Source organism: Bradyrhizobium sp. Kon10, assembly GCF_055807395.1.
Window position 1 is genome coordinate 95,971 of sequence record NZ_JBVVOZ010000017.1, and the last position, 16,080, is coordinate 112,050.

General features: G+C 64.7%; 18 protein-coding genes. 10 read left to right on the forward strand and 8 right to left on the reverse strand.

Annotated elements, in window-relative coordinates; all coding sequences use genetic code 11:
* The first annotated feature begins 222 nt into the window (after positions 1–222).
* Entirely contained in the window at positions 223–1,164 is a 942-nt protein-coding gene (locus AC0L2O_RS23180; protein WP_473371319.1) for an aldo/keto reductase, read from the forward strand.
* A gap of 14 nt (positions 1,165–1,178) precedes the next feature.
* Here the strand turns inward: AC0L2O_RS23180 and hmuQ are convergent, their stop codons facing one another.
* The 3 genes from hmuQ to AC0L2O_RS23195 all read right to left on the reverse strand — a co-directional run bounded on the left by hmuQ (position 1,179) and on the right by AC0L2O_RS23195 (position 4,408).
* Positions 1,179–1,502, reverse strand: a complete 324-nt coding sequence (hmuQ, locus tag AC0L2O_RS23185) for a heme-degrading protein HmuQ (protein ID WP_369721025.1) — start codon at positions 1,500–1,502, stop codon at positions 1,179–1,181.
* A gap of 139 nt (positions 1,503–1,641) precedes the next feature.
* The gene (locus AC0L2O_RS23190; protein WP_473371354.1) at positions 1,642–2,856 is read right to left on the reverse strand and encodes a DUF1501 domain-containing protein; all 1,215 of its coding nucleotides are present in this window, start codon (positions 2,854–2,856) and stop codon (positions 1,642–1,644) included.
* A 4-nt stretch (positions 2,857–2,860) separates the two neighbouring features.
* A complete protein-coding gene (locus tag AC0L2O_RS23195) occupies positions 2,861–4,408 on the reverse strand; it encodes a DUF1800 domain-containing protein (RefSeq protein WP_473371320.1) in 1,548 nt (515 codons plus the stop codon).
* A 114-nt stretch (positions 4,409–4,522) separates the two neighbouring features.
* Between AC0L2O_RS23195 and AC0L2O_RS23200 the strand changes: the two genes are divergently transcribed.
* On the forward strand, positions 4,523–4,747 hold the full coding sequence (locus tag AC0L2O_RS23200) for a cysteine-rich CWC family protein (RefSeq protein ID WP_473371321.1): 225 nt from the start codon (positions 4,523–4,525) through the stop codon (positions 4,745–4,747).
* A gap of 62 nt (positions 4,748–4,809) precedes the next feature.
* Here AC0L2O_RS23200 and AC0L2O_RS23205 read toward each other — a convergent pair whose 3' ends face one another.
* The 3 genes from AC0L2O_RS23205 to AC0L2O_RS23215 all read right to left on the reverse strand — a co-directional run bounded on the left by AC0L2O_RS23205 (position 4,810) and on the right by AC0L2O_RS23215 (position 6,647).
* Positions 4,810–5,508 carry a glutathione S-transferase family protein gene (locus AC0L2O_RS23205; RefSeq protein WP_473371322.1) on the reverse strand — a complete coding sequence of 233 codons (699 nt, stop codon included), beginning with the start codon at positions 5,506–5,508 and terminating at the stop codon, positions 4,810–4,812.
* Between the two features lie 115 nt (positions 5,509–5,623).
* Positions 5,624–5,854 (reverse strand): hypothetical protein, encoded by a 231-nt coding sequence (locus AC0L2O_RS23210; RefSeq protein WP_473371323.1) that lies wholly within the window; start codon positions 5,852–5,854, stop codon positions 5,624–5,626.
* Between the two features lie 13 nt (positions 5,855–5,867).
* Positions 5,868–6,647: a TSUP family transporter gene (locus tag AC0L2O_RS23215; protein WP_369721021.1), complete on the reverse strand. Its 780-nt coding sequence runs from the start codon at positions 6,645–6,647 to the stop codon at positions 5,868–5,870.
* A 311-nt stretch (positions 6,648–6,958) separates the two neighbouring features.
* Between AC0L2O_RS23215 and AC0L2O_RS23220 the strand changes: the two genes are divergently transcribed.
* From AC0L2O_RS23220 to AC0L2O_RS23240, 5 genes are all read left to right on the forward strand, one after another.
* On the forward strand, positions 6,959–7,873 hold the full coding sequence (locus tag AC0L2O_RS23220; RefSeq protein ID WP_369721020.1) for a LysR substrate-binding domain-containing protein: 915 nt from the start codon (positions 6,959–6,961) through the stop codon (positions 7,871–7,873).
* Between the two features lie 110 nt (positions 7,874–7,983).
* On the forward strand, positions 7,984–8,211 hold the full coding sequence (locus AC0L2O_RS23225; RefSeq protein WP_369721019.1) for a hypothetical protein: 228 nt from the start codon (positions 7,984–7,986) through the stop codon (positions 8,209–8,211).
* Positions 8,212–8,266: 55 nt separating this feature from the next.
* Positions 8,267–8,497, forward strand: coding sequence for a hypothetical protein (locus AC0L2O_RS23230; protein ID WP_473371324.1), 231 nt, complete (start codon positions 8,267–8,269; stop codon positions 8,495–8,497).
* Between the two features lie 104 nt (positions 8,498–8,601).
* Complete coding sequence (gene uvrB, locus AC0L2O_RS23235; RefSeq protein WP_473371325.1) at positions 8,602–11,508, forward strand: excinuclease ABC subunit UvrB; 2,907 nt, start codon at positions 8,602–8,604, stop codon at positions 11,506–11,508.
* A gap of 52 nt (positions 11,509–11,560) precedes the next feature.
* The gene (locus tag AC0L2O_RS23240; protein WP_473371355.1) at positions 11,561–12,376 is read left to right on the forward strand and encodes a Shedu anti-phage system protein SduA domain-containing protein; all 816 of its coding nucleotides are present in this window, start codon (positions 11,561–11,563) and stop codon (positions 12,374–12,376) included.
* 26 nt (positions 12,377–12,402) lie between these two features.
* Here AC0L2O_RS23240 and AC0L2O_RS23245 read toward each other — a convergent pair whose 3' ends face one another.
* Both AC0L2O_RS23245 and AC0L2O_RS23250 read right to left on the reverse strand, forming a co-directional pair.
* Positions 12,403–12,789: a hypothetical protein gene (locus tag AC0L2O_RS23245; RefSeq protein WP_473371326.1), complete on the reverse strand. Its 387-nt coding sequence runs from the start codon at positions 12,787–12,789 to the stop codon at positions 12,403–12,405.
* Positions 12,790–13,072: 283 nt separating this feature from the next.
* Entirely contained in the window at positions 13,073–13,306 is a 234-nt protein-coding gene (locus AC0L2O_RS23250; protein ID WP_473371327.1) for a hypothetical protein, read from the reverse strand.
* A 282-nt stretch (positions 13,307–13,588) separates the two neighbouring features.
* On the opposite strand from AC0L2O_RS23250, the gene AC0L2O_RS23255 reads away from it, so the two are divergent.
* From AC0L2O_RS23255 to AC0L2O_RS23265, 3 genes are all read left to right on the forward strand, one after another.
* Positions 13,589–14,041, forward strand: coding sequence for a nuclear transport factor 2 family protein (locus AC0L2O_RS23255; RefSeq protein WP_473371328.1), 453 nt, complete (start codon positions 13,589–13,591; stop codon positions 14,039–14,041).
* Between the two features lie 223 nt (positions 14,042–14,264).
* Positions 14,265–14,705 (forward strand): nuclear transport factor 2 family protein, encoded by a 441-nt coding sequence (locus AC0L2O_RS23260; RefSeq protein WP_369721012.1) that lies wholly within the window; start codon positions 14,265–14,267, stop codon positions 14,703–14,705.
* Between the two features lie 279 nt (positions 14,706–14,984).
* On the forward strand, positions 14,985–15,890 hold the full coding sequence (locus AC0L2O_RS23265) for a hypothetical protein (protein WP_473371329.1): 906 nt from the start codon (positions 14,985–14,987) through the stop codon (positions 15,888–15,890).
* The last annotated feature ends 190 nt before the right edge of the window (positions 15,891–16,080 follow it).

Consider the following 16,080-nt stretch of genomic DNA (forward strand, 5'->3'; position numbering starts at 1 on the left):
CCGGCGCGTAACACTTCAGGCTTAAGTTGCACCTGCGTCTGATCTGGCCCCCCGTCACCGATCAAGCGCCCCAAGCGGTCCCCGTCAGTCGCCGCGTCTGACTGGGGCCGCATTTTTTTGCCCGCGGGTTCATTTGGCATGGCAGCAACGCAGGTCCCGCCTTGCTGGTGCGGCGCACCGCCGTCACAATGGGCTCCTGCATTGGTTTTGACAGGATCTCCCATGGAAATTCGTAATCTCGGCGGATCTGGCCTGCGCGTCTCTGCGGTCGGGCTCGGCTGCAACAATTTCGGCCAGCGCACCGATCTGGAGACCTCGCGCAAGGTGATCCACCGCGCGATCGATCTCGGTATCACGCTGTTCGACACCGCCGACATCTATGCAGGGATGGGCGGCTCGGAGACGGTGCTCGGCACCGTGCTCGGCGACCGCCGCAAAGACATCGTGCTCGCCACCAAGTTTTCGAAGCCGATGGCGACCGACGGCACCAAGCAAGGCGCCTCGCGCCGCTACATCATGAACGCGGTCGAGGCCAGCCTGACCCGGCTCAAGACCGACTACATCGATCTCTACCAGCAGCACGATTACGATCCGCTGACGCCGATGGAGGAGACGCTGCGCGCGCTCGACGATCTCGTTCGCCAGGGCAAGATCCGCTACATCGGCAATTCCAACTTCCCGGCGTGGCGCATCGCGGAAGCCGAATTCACCGCGCGCGCGATGAATGTCAGCCGCTTCGTCTCGGCCCAGGACGAATACAGCCTCCTGGTTCGCGACATCGAGAAGGATCTGCTGCCGGCCACGCAGGAATACAAGCTCGGGCTGCTGCCGTTTTTCCCGCTCGCAAGCGGCCTGCTCACCGGCAAGTACCAGCGCGGTGCGGCGGCCCCCGCCGACACGCGCTTCGGCAAAGCGCCGGCGCTGCGCGACCGCTACGTCACGCCGCGCAACGAGGAGATCGTCGAAAAGGTCCAGGCCTTTGCCAAGGCGCGCGGACACTCGATGCTCGAGCTCGCCTTCTCCTGGCTCGCCGCGCGCCCGCAGGTATCGAGCGTGATCGCCGGCGCCACCCGGGTCGAGCAGGTCGAGGAGAACGTCAAGGCGATCGCCTGGAAGCTCAGTCCTGAGGATCTCGCCGAGATCGATCAGATGACCAGGGGCTGAGGCTTGGCGCGGCGCTATTTCGCGCCGCGTCCGACCGTCTGCACCACCTCGAAGCCTTCGAATTGGGGATGGCCGAGATAGAGCGGCTTGTTGTCGCCGGCGCGCTGATGCGCGGCACGAAACGCCTCCGACTTGGTCCAGCCCTCGAACGCCGCATGGTTTGCCCACACGGTGTGCGAAGCATAGAGCGTGTGGTCCTCGAGCTCTGGCCCGCGCAGCAGATGGAATTCGACGAAGCCCGGCACCTTGTCGAGGTGGGTATCGCGCGACAACCAGACCTGCTCGAACGCGGCTTCCGAGCCTTTGCTGACGCGGAAGCGATTCATGGCGATGTACATTGCTTGTTTCTCCTGACGCTTCCCATTATCTCGTCATTCCGGGACGCGCTGCAAGGCGCGGGCCCGGAATCCATTTTGCTGCAGAACTGGTGGATGAATGGATTCCGGATTCGCGCTACGCGCGCCCCGGAATGACGGGCTAGGCAACCAGCCCCTTCATCGGCCTGGCGCTGGCGCTGTCGGGGAACACGGTCTCGGCCAGCACGCGATCGCCGAGGCCGAACTGACTCTGCAGCACGCCCTTGATCACGGAGCGGAGGTCGGTCGTCGGCTTGAGGTCGCGGGCCTCGAAGAGGTTGGCGGGCTTGAGGCCGGGCCAGTCGGAGATGACGCGGCCGCCCTTCACCGCACCGCCGGCGAGCAGCGCAATCGTGCCGGTGCCGTGGTCGGTGCCGTCGGTGCCGTTGATGCGGGCGGTGCGGCCGAACTCGGTGGCGACGACAACGACGGTGTCGCGCCAGCGATCGCCGAGGCCGCTTTCGAATTCGGCAAGCGCGCCGTCAAGCCCGCCGAGCAGGAATGCGAGACGACCGACCGGCCCGCCCTCGTTGGCATGGGTATCCCAGCCGTCGAACGCCAGCGCGGCGATGCGCGGACCGTCATCGGCCGCCATCAGTTTCGCGGCGCCGCGCGCCACCTGCCGCATTTGCGCGACCGCATTGCCCGGCTTCGGCTTCATGTCGTCGCCGGATGCCGCCTTCTCGAGCTGGAGACCTTGCGACAGCGCCGATGCCAGCGTGGGATCGCGGTGGCGATAGAGCTCGACGAGCCGCATCGCCGTGTCGTCATCCGCCTGCGGCAGCGCCACCGGCGCCCAGCCGACCGTCGGCGCATTGCCCCGCAGCACCAGCGGCGTGGTGGGACCGACCGCAAGTCCGCTCGAGACGCGTTCGCCCCGCGGCAGCGCTTCGAGCGCACGGTTGAGCCAGCCGGACTGCACGCGGCCGGGACCGGCGTAACCGCTCTCGAGCACATCCTGGCCGTCGAAATGCGAGCGGTCACGATAGGGCGTCGCCACCGCATGGATCACCGCGGCATGCCTGTCGCGATACATGCGGGCGAATTCCGGCATCGCCGGATGCAGCGCGAAGAACGAATCGAGCATGATCGCCGGATGGGCGCCATCCGCCGTCAGTGCGATCGAGCCATGCAGGCCGGCATAATCGGGATCGCCGATGGGGGCGACCGTCGCGAGTCCGTCGAGCGCGCCGCGCAGGATCACCACGATCAGGCGCGGATCGCGCCCGTCCGCCGCACGCGCGAATTTCGGCAGATAGGCCCAGGCGCCGAAGGATGCGCCGGCGAGCAGCAGGCTGCGGCGGGAGGTGATGAGCCGGTTCTCGGTGCAGTCCATCACGTCATCTCCTCTGCATTTCCGGCGACATCAACAGCAGCGCCAGCGCCTGCTGGCGCGATTCCGCGCGCTCGATGGTCCGCCGCGTTTCGACCGACGCCGCATCCGCGGCGGCGAACTCCAAAAGATCGAGAGGATCGATGTTGTTGCCGAGCCGGGCGCCCATCTGCGAGGCGATGTCGAGCCGGAGCTTCATGCCCTCGGGCGCAGCCCAGGCGGCGCCGGTGTCGGGAAAACCGTTGGGGCCGGCGGGCGACCACAGCGGCTGGCCGAGCAAATTGAGGTTGTTGAGATAGGGGCCGGGATCTTCCGGCACGCGCGCAAGCAGCCGGCCGCCGGCGATCACGAAATCATAGGGCGAGCGCATCTTGGTCAGCGGCGCCTGCCAAGCCTCGTCGGAATCCACCAGCGCGGTCGCAACTGCCTTGAGATCGCCGTCGGTCTTGACGAAGACATCGCGCAATCGCGCGACCAAAGCGCGAGGCGGATCGTCGGCGACGAAGTGACGAACGAACTTGGTGACGACAAAATTCGCCGTTGACGGATGGCGGGCGATGTCGGCCAGCGCGGCCTCGCCCTGCGCCAGACCGGTCGCCTCGTAGGTCTTGCCGAGCAGCATTTGCGGCCCGGGCTGGTGCGCGTTGGCGTTGAACACGAAGGATCCCGGCGTTCCCAAGTGTCCCTGCCGTCCCGCAAAAGTCCAGCCCGTGATGATGCGCGCAAGCGAGGTGACGTCCTCTTGGGTGTAGCCGCCGCCGACACCGAGCGTATGCAGCTCCATGATCTCGCGTGCGAGATTCTCGTTCAGCCCGCGCTTGCGATTTTGCCCTGCGCGCGACTCCGGTCCGAGCGATTGCTGGTTGTCGAGAAAGAACAGCATCGCCGGATGCTGCTCCACCGCCTTCAACATATCGGCGAAGCGCCCGAGCACGTGCGGGCGGATGGCCTCGCGTTCGAACGCGCCGGCCCACATCCGCGCCAGCTCACCCTTGCTCGCAGAGATGCAGAAATGGTTCGACCAGAACACGACGAGTCGCTCGGTGAAGCCGCAATCGGCCAAGGTCGCGCGCTGCAAGCGTGCCAGCGCCTCGGCGCGAAACGTCTTCTGGATGACGTTGAGCGGCTGCGGCGCCGGCTTTGCGGCAACGTTCGGCTGCATCGTGTCCGGCTTCGCAGCATTGTCGGCCAGCTTGGCGCCGTCCGTTTTGCCGGCGATCTCGGTCGCGACCGTGTTCAGCGACAGTTTGCGGCGCAGCCCGGGCTTCTGGTCGGTCGGGGCCTGCGCCGAGGGCGCTTCGGTCGGCGCGCCGGCCTTTGCGGCCTCGCGCGCCTGCTTGACCTCGTCCTGATAAGCGAACACGGCCTGCCCAAGCTGCGGCGTCGATTGCAGGCCCGGCGCCTCCAGCAGCACGCCCGAGGGGCGCGCCAATTCCGCCTTCACGAAGCCGCGCGGATCGGAGGCGGCATTGATCAGATCCCCGGATGCCCCGCCGCGGGCACCGAAGCCGAATCGATTGAGCGCAACCAGCGCGGCTTGCGAATCGCGGGCCATCGATTTGTCCTCCGCGCCTTGCCAACCGCTTCACGTGTCTGCGCGTGAGGCCTAATATACCGCAGCGGGAGATGAACCCGATATGAAAATGACGAGTGAGCTTCGGCGCGGATCATGACAAATTCGAAAGAATCTCCGATGCAGGAACCGCAGCCGCGCCGCCTCGCCTGTTCCCGCTGCGGCACCGAATTCAGCTGCGATCGCTCAGGCACATGCTGGTGCGCGGAAGAGCCGGCGCGCTTGCCGATGCCGGTCAAGGGCGAGGATTGCCTGTGCCGCGAGTGTCTGCGCAAAGCTGCAGTGGACGCGGTGCGTAGCCCGGATGGAGCGCCAGCGTAATCCGGGAATCTTTGCGTGGGCAACAGCCCCGGATTACGCTGCGCTCCATCCGGGCTACAAGTTCAGACCGGATGCCCCGGCGATCTCCGCGCCATGCCGTCGAACGCATCGAGCAGTTTTTCGCGCCAGGCGTAGACGGGATCATCCGCTTCCAGCAGCTTGAACGAACTGACCACGCGCGACCATTGGAAGCCGCCGAACACGATGTAGTCGGCATAGTTCGGCGCGTCGCCGCCGATAAAGGGCTGCGTCTTGAAGGTCTGGCGCATCACTTCCAGCGTTTTGCGGAAGCCGACCACGCCGGTATCGCGGCTCGCCATGATCTGTTCCAGCGTCTTGCCGCCAAAGCGCGCCTCGCGCGATTTGCGGAAATAGGCGGCATCGACCTCGGCGAGGTTGTTCGGGATGTCGGCGATGATCAGCGGAAAGATGCCGCCGACGATGGCGATATCGCCCCACGCATTGATCATGCGCGCCATGGCGCGGCCGCCTTCGCCGCCGAACAGCGACGGCCGGTCGGGAAAATTGCCTTCGAGATAATTCGCGATGGTCCATGAATCGACCACGGGTTTATCATGATGCAGCAGCACCGGCACCTTCTCCGAGCCATGCGGCGCGAGCGTGCTCTTCTCCGTGAAGCGCCACGGCAGCGATTGCGCCGACAGCCCCTTGTGCGCCAGCGCCATCCGCGTGCGCCAGCAATACGGACTGAACGGCCGCGAGGCGTCGGTGCCGACGAGTTCGTAGAGTTTGAGCGACATGAAAGGGGTCTCCCGGTATTCCGTCATTGCGAGCGAAGCGAAGCAATCCAGGACTGCCGCCACGGACGCATTCTGGATTGCTTCGCTTGCGCTCGCAATGACGGATGTGGAGAGTTCAGCGCCCGTTCGTCCGCAACAGCCTTTCGCCATCCGGCGTCACCGCGATGATCAACCCGACACCGGGCAACGTCTCGCGCGCGACATAGCCGCGCTCGCTGGCGTCTTCCCAGATGGTGAGGCGCGGGCACGAGGTCTTCCAGGTCGCGATCACCTCGGCATAGGCGCGCGGCTCGCGCGCCACCCATTCGACAAAATCCAGCACCAGCGGATCGGCGCTCTCGCTCATGGCAATCCTCTGTTCATTGCGAACCCGCCTTGGCGATGGCGGCGAGCACGGGTGTGCGAACCAGCAGCCAGCTGCCATAGGCGATGTAATAGCAGGCGATGGTGGTGATCAGCTTCATCGACCAGGCGATGAACTGCTGGTCGGTCATCGCCTCGAGCAGGCGCCGTGCCAGCGTGGTGCCGAGCATGGAGGCGGCGATCGCGACGCCGGCGAGCACGGGATCGAGCGTGGCGGCCTGGTCGATGATGCCGCCGAAATAGATCAGCTTGGTGAAATGGCTGACGAGCTGACACATCGCCTTGGTCGCGACCTTCTCGCGCCGGCCGAAATCGCCGCCGAGGAAGAAAGTGTCGAGCAGCGGACCGGAGACGCCGGTCATCAGCATCAAGCCCATGCAGATCGTGCCGTAGACGGTGCCCTGCCAGAGGCGGTCAGGATCGGGCTTGATATTGGCGGGCAGCAGCCGTGCCATGAACGGCGTAGCGCCGAGCAGCAGCAGCGCCACCGGCTTGTCCGGCACGTAGCGGGTGAGCGACCAGGCCGCGAGCGCGACGGCAGCGCCGACCATATAGTTTGCGACCGGGCGCCAGCGGATATGCGCGCGCCACAGCAACGCGCGCCAGCCGTTGGACGCCATCTGCGTGATCGCATGCAGCACCATCGCGGTCGGCAGCGGCATCAAGGCGAGCAGCACGCCGATCAGGATCAGCCCGCCCGCCATGCCGAACAGCCCCGACAGGAACGCGGTGCCGACCATCAGCAATCCAAGGGCAGCGATCATGATGGGTGTCACGAGGGGTCTCCGGTGTGAATACGGCAGGTCAGGGACGCAACGCTATTTCACTCCCTCGCCCGGTTCTTACGGGGAGAGGGTGGGGTGAGGGGCTGCTGCCGCAATCACGGCGGCAGTTCGATTCGCGGAGGCTCCCCTCACCCGGAATTTGCTTCGCAAATTCCGGCCTCTCCCCGCGGGCGGGGAGAGGCGAAGGAGCCGCCTCTGCCTGAGCAAATCAGCTGGAATTACACTCATTCTTGTGCCTCGCTTGTGGGAAGCAGGCAAACTGAGTTATCTTGCCCTGGCATCAGCTTTGCTGAGGGTCCGATTTGCGGCGGCTGCTCTTTCTCAACGGCATCAAGGCATTCGAGGCGGCGGCGCGGACCGGCAGCTTTGCTGCGGCCGGCCTCGAGCTCAACGTTTCGGCGGCCGCCGTCAGCCGCATGGTGCACATCCTGGAAGAGCGGCTTGGCGTCGCGCTGTTCGAGCGCAAGGCCAACAGACTGGTGCTGACGCTCGCCGGGCGGGCCTATCAGAGCGGGCTGACGCCGATCTTCGATGCGCTCGCAAGCCTGACCGCGCAGGTCACGGCGCCGTCGGGCGTCCGCGTGCTCACCATCGGCGTCGGGCATACGTTTGCGATGCGCTGGCTGATCCCGCGGCTGTCGGAGTTTCGGAGCGAGGAGCCCGACATCGAGGTGCGCTTCACCACCGGCGGCGCCGAGGTCGCCTTCGGCGAGGACTGGAGCTGCGGCATCAAGCTCGGCAGCGGCGACTGGCCGGGCCTCGTCGCCGAACCATTGTTCGCCGGCGACCTTACCCCGGTCTGCGTGCCCCGCCTCGCCTCCGGCCTGAAGCGCCCGGCCGATCTCAAGGGCCCAAGCCTGATCCGCGTCACGCACTCCACCGAAGACTGGCCGATCTGGCTCAAGGCCGCGGGCGTCACCCGGGTCAACGCGCGCGGGCCGGAGTTCCAGTTCTACGGCCAGGCGCTGCAAGCCGCCGCCGACGGGCTCGGCATCGCGATGGGCATCCGGCCCTATATCGACGACGATCTCGCCGCCGGCCGGCTGGTGGCGCCGTTCGATCTCTCGGTGCCCAAGGGCATGCGCTGGTATTTGCTCTATCGCAGCTTTCAAACCGAGCAGCGCGATTTTGCCGCGTTCCGCCGCTGGATCATGCGCGCGGCGGCGGAACCCGCGGCCCGTCCGCGGCGGCCCGGACGCGCCGCCACACGCGGCTAACCTTCTCACGTGTTCGGCCGATAAATCCGGCCGCATGTGAACGGCTTCACATTCCAAAATCCGCAAATGTGGTCCCCTGACCCTCCGACACGACAAATTGGGGACCACCAATGACGACCCTTTACGACGGCTTTGACATCGAATCCTTCGAAGCTGGCCAGGGACTGTGGCACGCCCGGATCCGGCGCGCCGATTTCAGCCCGGTTGCCATCGACGGCGTGCTGTTTCCGGCCATGGAAGTCGGCTTCGCCTGGCCCGATCCCGACGCGGCGATCGCCGACGCCAAGCACCACATCGATCGCTTCCGCCGCCGTGCCGACGACAGCGACGACGAATAAGCCAGCGGATTTCAATCCGAGCAGGGACAGCACGGCGCAAACGGGGGAACCGGCCATGTCAATCATCGACATCGAAGACGCACCGCGGCCGAAGATCTACGCCCGCAACGTGCTGTCGCAATGCCCGGAATGCGATGGCGATCTCACGGTGCTCCGTGTGATCGGCGGCCGCGCCGGATGCGAGTACTGGACCCTGCGCTGCACCGATTGCGGCGGCGTCCATCTCGACATCCTCGAACCGCGCCTGGTGGCCGAGGACGACGGCGGGCCGCCGCCGGTGGCGTGATCGCACAACCGGCGGCGCCCCTGCTGCCAGCCTGCTGTCAGCAGCCTGAGTACGGACGGGCATTCGCTCTTTTCTGAGCGGCGGACTCGTCCCATATTCGGGGCATGGCGAAGAAACCTGCTCCCCCCACAAGATCCCCCAAATCCAAGGCGCCGAACTCCAAAGCCCATCGGCCCGACGTGCAGCCGATCGGGCCGGCGCTGGCCGAGTTGCTCAATCCCGCGATCAATCGCGGCGATGCCGGCATGGGCTCGGGCACCGGTCTCCAGCCGCCGCCGGACAATTCGCGCGACCGCCGCTCCGGGGGCGAAGCCGCCGCGCATCGCGCGCGCGCCTCGACGCCCAAGGACTTTCCGGCTGATCGGCCGGCAGGGCTGGAGGAAGCACCGCAGGCCAATTACGGCACGGCGGCCACGATCCCGACGCTCGATCCGGAACTGGCGCGACAGCTCGGGCTGCCCACCGAGGAGGACGATGCCGAGGCGCTTGCGCGGCCGCCGCGCAGCAAGATGGAGGCGCTCGGCGTCAAGGCCACCGCGGACGCGCTGGAATCGCTGATCCGCGAGGGGCGCCCCGAGTTCCGCAAGGACGACGGCAGCTTGCGGGTCTGGACGCCGCACCGGCCGCCGCGCCCGGAAAAGTCCGAAGGCGGCGTGCGCTTCGAGATCAAGTCGGACTACGAGCCGCGCGGCGACCAGCCGACCGCGATCGCCGAGCTGGTCGAAGGCATCCAGCGCAACGAGCGCTCGCAGGTGCTGCTCGGCGTCACCGGTTCGGGCAAGACCTACACCATGGCCAAGGTGATCGAGGCGACGCAGCGCCCCGCCATCATCCTGGCGCCGAACAAGACGCTGGCCGCCCAGCTCTATGGGGAGTTCAAGAATTTCTTCCCGGACAACGCGGTCGAGTATTTCGTCTCGTATTACGATTACTACCAGCCGGAAGCCTACGTCCCGCGCACCGACACCTATATCGAGAAGGACTCGTCGATCAACGAGCAGATCGACCGCATGCGCCATTCGGCGACGCGCGCGCTGCTCGAACGCGACGACGTCATCATCGTCGCGTCGGTGTCCTGCATCTACGGTATCGGCTCGGTCGAGACCTACACCGCGATGACGTTCGCCCTGAAGAAGGGCGAGCGCATCGACCAGCGCCAGCTCATCGCCGATCTCGTCGCGCTGCAATACAAGCGCACCCAGGCCGATTTCACCCGCGGCACGTTCCGTGTGCGCGGCGACGTCATCGACATCTTCCCGGCGCACTATGAGGACCGCGCCTGGCGCGTGAACCTGTTTGGCGACACCGTCGAGAATATCGAGGAGTTCGATCCGCTCACCGGCCACAAGCAGGACGAGCTCGAATTCATCAAGATCTACGCCAATTCGCACTATGTGACGCCGCGCCCGACGCTGGTGCAGGCGATCAAGTCGATTAAATCCGAGCTGAAGATGCGGCTCGACCAGCTCCACGACCAGGGTCGCCTGCTGGAAGCGCAACGGCTGGAGCAGCGCACCACTTTCGACCTCGAGATGATGGAGGCGACCGGAAGCTGCGCCGGCATCGAGAATTATTCCCGCTATCTGACCGGGCGCCTGCCCGGCGAGCCGCCGCCGACGCTGTTCGAATATGTGCCCGACAACGCGCTGGTGTTCGCCGACGAGAGTCACGTCACCGTCCCCCAAATTGGCGGCATGTTCCGCGGCGACTTCCGCCGCAAGGCGACGCTGGCCGAATACGGCTTCCGCCTGCCCTCCTGCATGGACAACCGCCCGCTGCGCTTCGAGGAGTGGGACATGATGCGGCCGCAGACGGTCGCGGTCTCCGCCACGCCCAGCGCCTGGGAGTTGAACGAGAGCGGCGGCGTGTTCGTCGAGCAGGTGATCCGCCCCACGGGTTTGATCGATCCGCCCGTCAACATTCGCCCGGCCCGCACCCAGGTCGACGATCTCGTCGGCGAGGTCCGCGCCACAGCCCAGGCCGGCTACCGCTCGCTGATCACGGTGCTGACCAAGCGGATGGCGGAGGACCTCACCGAATATCTGCACGAGCAGGGCATCCGCGTCCGCTACATGCACTCCGACATAGACACCATCGAGCGCATCGAGATCATCCGCGACCTCCGCCTGGGTGCGTTCGACGCGCTGGTCGGCATCAACCTGTTGCGCGAAGGCCTCGACATTCCCGAATGCGCGCTGGTCGCGATCCTGGATGCCGACAAGGAAGGCTTTCTGCGCAGCGAGACCTCGCTGATCCAGACCATCGGCCGCGCCGCGCGCAACGTCGACGGCAAGGTGATCCTCTATGCCGACCAGATGACCGGCTCGATGCAGCGTGCCATCGCCGAGACCGACCGCCGCCGCGAGAAGCAGGTCGAGTACAATACGGCGCATGGCATCACGCCGGAGAGCATCAAGAAGTCGATCGGCGATATCATGAACAGCGTCTACGAGCGCGACCATGTGCTGGTCGAGATCGGCGGCCACGACATGACCGACGACGTCATCTCGATCGGCCACAATTTTGAAGCCGTGCTCGGCGATTTGGAAACGCGGATGCGCGAGGCCGCCGCCGATCTGAATTTCGAGGAAGCTGCCCGCCTCCGCGACGAAGTCAAGCGCCTGCGCGCCACCGAGCTCGCCGTCGTCGACGACCCCACCGTCAAGCAGCGCACGGTGCAGGGCAAGGCCGGCGCCTATGCGGGTGCGAAGAAGTACGGCGACGCCGCGAATCTCCCGGTGAGCGCGATGAAGAAAAAGACCGTGAGCTCCGCGTTGAAAGCGAGCGGCGGCGGTGGCGGCTCAAAGGTGCACAAGCCGCATCTGGACGAAATGCACGGCCCGGAATCGCTGCCCTATCGCGGGGACCGCGCGCTGCCGTCAAAACCGTTCGGCGGCGAGAGCCGGATCATCCAGCCGACGGACTCAAGGCAGTCGGGGCCGGAGTTCGGGCCGGCGCCGAAGTCGACGGGTGGGATGCCGGGACATAGGGGTGGGTGGAAGAAGAGGTGATTGTTCCAATCAATTTCCATGGCCCTGCGCATTCGGCCGGAGACCTAGCGTGATGGCAAGCCAATCTTCTCGCCTTCGCCTTGCTGCGCTCAGGTTCAAGAAGTTACTCGCATCCGAAAAAGATGAACAAGCATACCAAGATTTTTTGGAGCGAAATACCGAGTTCGTTCCTCGTGAATTCGTTCAGAATCATGGCGTCCATTTCGGGCTTCTGCTGCGAAAGATCTCAATGGCTAGAGATTACACCACTGATTTCTTTTTCCTTTCCAAGAGTTCGTCTGATTGGAATGGCATTCTGATAGAAATCGAGAAGCCTCAATCCCGCTATTTCAAAGACAACTCAAATGATTTTCACAATGACTTTGTGAAGGCGCATCAGCAAATCGGGCGGTGGAGAGCGTGGTTCTCGAGCCCGGAAAATCAAACCGGGTTCTTCAACAAGACTCTCGAACATGTGCGCGTGCCAGCACACATGCGCGCCAATCCCTGCCACGTAAAGTACGTATTGGTTTTTGGCCGAAGGGAGGAATTTGAAACGAATCCAACTCGAGTAAGCCTAATTCATGCTCAAGAGCGAGATGACTTTAAGATTGTATCCTACGACAGCTTGCTGGAAGATTTGAGCTCGAAGAGCAAATTGTATTTGGGAGTCAGAAAGAACGAATTCATCGACCTCATCTCGAATGAATTTTTAAGAGAGGACATGTTCGCCTGGATGGATCCCGCCTCCATCAGGGTGAGCAAGAGCTTCAAGGCTGACGCGCTGGCAAAGCGGGCCGACTGGTTTCATCACGGTATCGATACGAATGGGACCGACTACCTGCAAATGGAGCGTGCGCTCCCGAAGGTACGAGTGAGGAGCGGTTAAGAACCGCCCAAATCGGGCTGCAAGACTCACCCCACGCTCGCCGTCACCACCGCCATCACCGACAGCATCAGCACGATCGCGACGAGCTGCATCGAGGCGGCCGGGTGGGTGCGACATTCGGTGATCTTGTCGGCGAGTGACAGGCTGGAATCGAAGAAGCTCGGCTCGTAGAGCAGCCTGGAGAGCGCGGGGATCACCGGTCCAAGCGTCACCGCAATCACCGCGTGAACGAGCGACGCGACGGCGACGAAGATGGCGACGCCGGGGTCGCCGACGAGGTCGTGGTTGCCGAACAGTTTGAGCAGCAGCGCCGCAGTGGCGAAGGTCGGAAAGCTCTGCAGGATGGTGGTCAGCGCAAAACCTTCGAGCGCGTTGTGCAGGCGGGACTTTCTCGCGGCGGCGGTGGCGGCCATGGCACGTCTCCCTGATGGCGTGGGGATGACGTTAGCTGCGGTGGGAGTCCGGGTGGTGTGAGATGGGTCACGCCCGTCTCTCGTGCCGGGACAAGAGCTGGGATGGATTCGGGGTTCGCGCTGTCGCCCCGGAATGACGAAGAGCTGCTAGCGCCACGCATGCGAGATGGCGTCATGCCCGGGCTTGTCCCGGGCATCCACGTTCTTGGAGCCGCACGACAAGACGTGGATGGCCGGGACAAGCCCGGCCATGACGAAAGAGGCGTATCGCTGGCCGCGGCGCTTACAGCTTGCCCTGCCCGTTCACCTGGCTCTGTTGCTGCTGCTTTTCCTGTTCCTTGGCATGATGCCTGCCGTAGAGGCAGCCGGCGGCGGCGCCGAGGACGCCGTGATGGCCGGCATAGTGGCCGGCGACCCCGCCGACGATAGCGCCCTTGATGCAGCCCTTGGCGTTGGCGGCGGAGGTCGCGCCCAGCATGAGCAGTGCGGCGGCGATCGCGATGGTAGAACGTGTCATGGATGGCTCCAGAGGAATTGCAGGGCACAACGGGCTTAGTTGGGTTGCGGTTCCACGAACAGTCGCTGCTTTCGCCATCGCGGTCGTCGCCTGCGCTCCGCGAATCAGACGCAGGACCGGCGTGAATTCGTGCAAGTGCACGCCGTCTCAACCGAAAATTGCAGCCATGAACCTGGTATTGCACTCGCGCGTCATACGCCTGCAATATCCCTGTGATCTTGCGGATTGCCGGTGCGACGCGCAAATGTTGCGCACCTCACGCGGCCAAAGAGGACGGGCGGAATGACGGTCGAGAAGCTCAATCGCCGGCGCGTGCTGCATCTGCTCGAGGTCATTACGCGCGCCGATCTCGAGGCCGCGCTGGCGTGCTGCACCGATGATGTCGACTTCCTCACCCACGCGCCGATCGACGTGCTGACGCACATGGGCCCGCGCCACGGCAAGGCCGAACTGCGCGAATACTGGGGCACGGTGCAGGCCCGCTACGTCGAGACCCGCTACGAGGTGCCGCAAATCGTCGCCGAAGGCGACACGGTCGCGGCCTATCTGCACGTGTTCTTCAGGAAGCGCAGCAACGACCGCATCATCCAGGTCGACATGGCCGTGTTCTACACATTTCGCGACGGACTGATCGCGCAGATCCGCGAGATCATCGATTCCTACGATCTGGTGCAGCAGGTGCTGGAGCGCGAGATCGGCCCATTGATCGTGGCTGCGCCGGCGGATGAGGCATAGCGGCGCTCGCCGAAATCGTCCTGGCCACGTGGACCGGGACCGGGAGATTACGGGGTCCTATTGTAAATCTCACAAAGTGCATTCAATTGTGCATTGCAAAAACGTGATTTGCGTTCTGGCCGAAATCGCCTATTTGTTCGTACACTAATGAATTGAGCCCCCAAGCGTCGACCGCGCGTGGGGTTGTTTTTCGTTTTTTAAAGCCAATCCAGGACGTCCCAAAATGACAGAGCACAGCCTCTGGCGTTTCTCGCGCGCGTTGCACCGCGCGATCAACGACCGGCATTTCGAGGATATCGAGGCCCTGATCGACGAGGACGTCGACTGGGCGGTCTACGGCCCGATCGACATGTTTCCGTTCCTCGGCGCGCGCCAGGGCAAGGCGGCCGTGCTGCAGGTCATTCGCCAGCTGGCCGACAACTTCCAGGTCCGCCGCTTCGAGCGCGAGAGCATCATGCTGGGCGTCGATTCCGCCTCCTCGATGCTGCGCTATTCGCTGACGGCGCTGGATTCCGACAAGCCGATCAGCTTGCGGGTCGCGCAGTTCGCCCAGTTCAGGGCGCACCGGCTGATCAACATGCGCGTGCTGATCGACACCTTCGATCTGGTCGAGCAGGCACTCGGCCGCGCCATTCATCTGCCGAAGATGACCGGCGTCGGCTGAGGGGGACACCAACGGGCCCCGCAATGCGGGACTGATCGACTGATGCTGCCGCGACGCGTCCTGGCCTCCAGCCCCGCCGGATGCAATCGCGGAGAAAGCTCGTCAATCGGGCGCGCGCCTTTCGCGCGGCCCGTTGGTTCGTTATTCTATTGTTTGAGCATGATCTTTTCGGAAGACCGCTGCACACTTTTCCGGATCATGCTCTGGCTGAGGCGAAGGCCACAATTTCGCAATGATAGTTCCGCATCCTCTGCGCGAACTGGGCTCGCGGGCAGGACGATGGAATTCTCGACAAGTTTTGGCTGGGCCCGGCTGCCAGTGCTGGCGGCCGCATTCATCCTGGGCTCGGTGCTCACCGTCTCCGCGCAGATCATTCCGCCCACGGCCGCGGCGGCGGACGACGCGGCTGAGGCCGCGGATGCCGCCGACGTCAACGACCCCGACGTGCTCAAGGGCATCGACGTCGACAAGCTCGACTGGGCCCAGCTCGCGATCGACGCCGGAACGCTCAACGACATCATCGCGGCCAAGAAGCGCGCGCAGGCCGCAGCCAAGGACGGCATCGACTGGTCGACCAACGCCAATGCCAACGGCTCCTCGGCGGTGAAGGTGAAGCAGTCGGTCTCCTCGTTCTGGGACGCCCGGATCGGCGCCGACATGACGGTCGCGAAGGAGCCGACCACGATGTCGGAGCTTTTGGCGGAAAAGGCCGCCAATGGCGGCAACCTGCCGCAATCCTCGGGCAGTGCCTGGGCCGCCGCGACCGCCCCGGGCGCGGGCTCGGTGTGGGACAAGACCGCGGTGGAAGGCCGCATCGATCCGGGCTCCGAGCAGAGCAAGATCGGCGCGGCGCTGACCAAGTCGGTGCCGCTGTCCGGCGACATGTCGCTGACGCTCCAGAACGGCTACAGCGTCAACCAGCAGGGCACCACCGCACTCCCCGGAATCGCCGGCCGCACCATCCGCAATTACGAGACTGACCAGTCCGCCAAGGTCGAGATCACCGATACCGGCACCAGCATCATTGCCGGCCAGACGCTGTCGACCACCGATGACAAATGGCTGCGCAACGTCGGTGCCGAGCAGAAGCTGTTCGACAACGTCACCGTCTCCGGCTCGGTCGGCGAGACCTCGCAAGGCACGATCAACAAGAGCCTGACCGCCGGCTTCAAGAAGAGCTGGTGAGGATCGCTCATCTCTCTCCCCTCATCCTGAGGAGCGCTCTAAAGGAGCGCGTCTCGAAGGATCGAGGCCCGCGCCATACAGACGGGCCTGCATGGTTCGAGACGCGCGCGAAGGGCGCGCTCCTCACCATGAGGGAATAGATGCGTCGTGCGGCGGCATTCAGACATTGGTAACTTCGCGCCACGGCAAA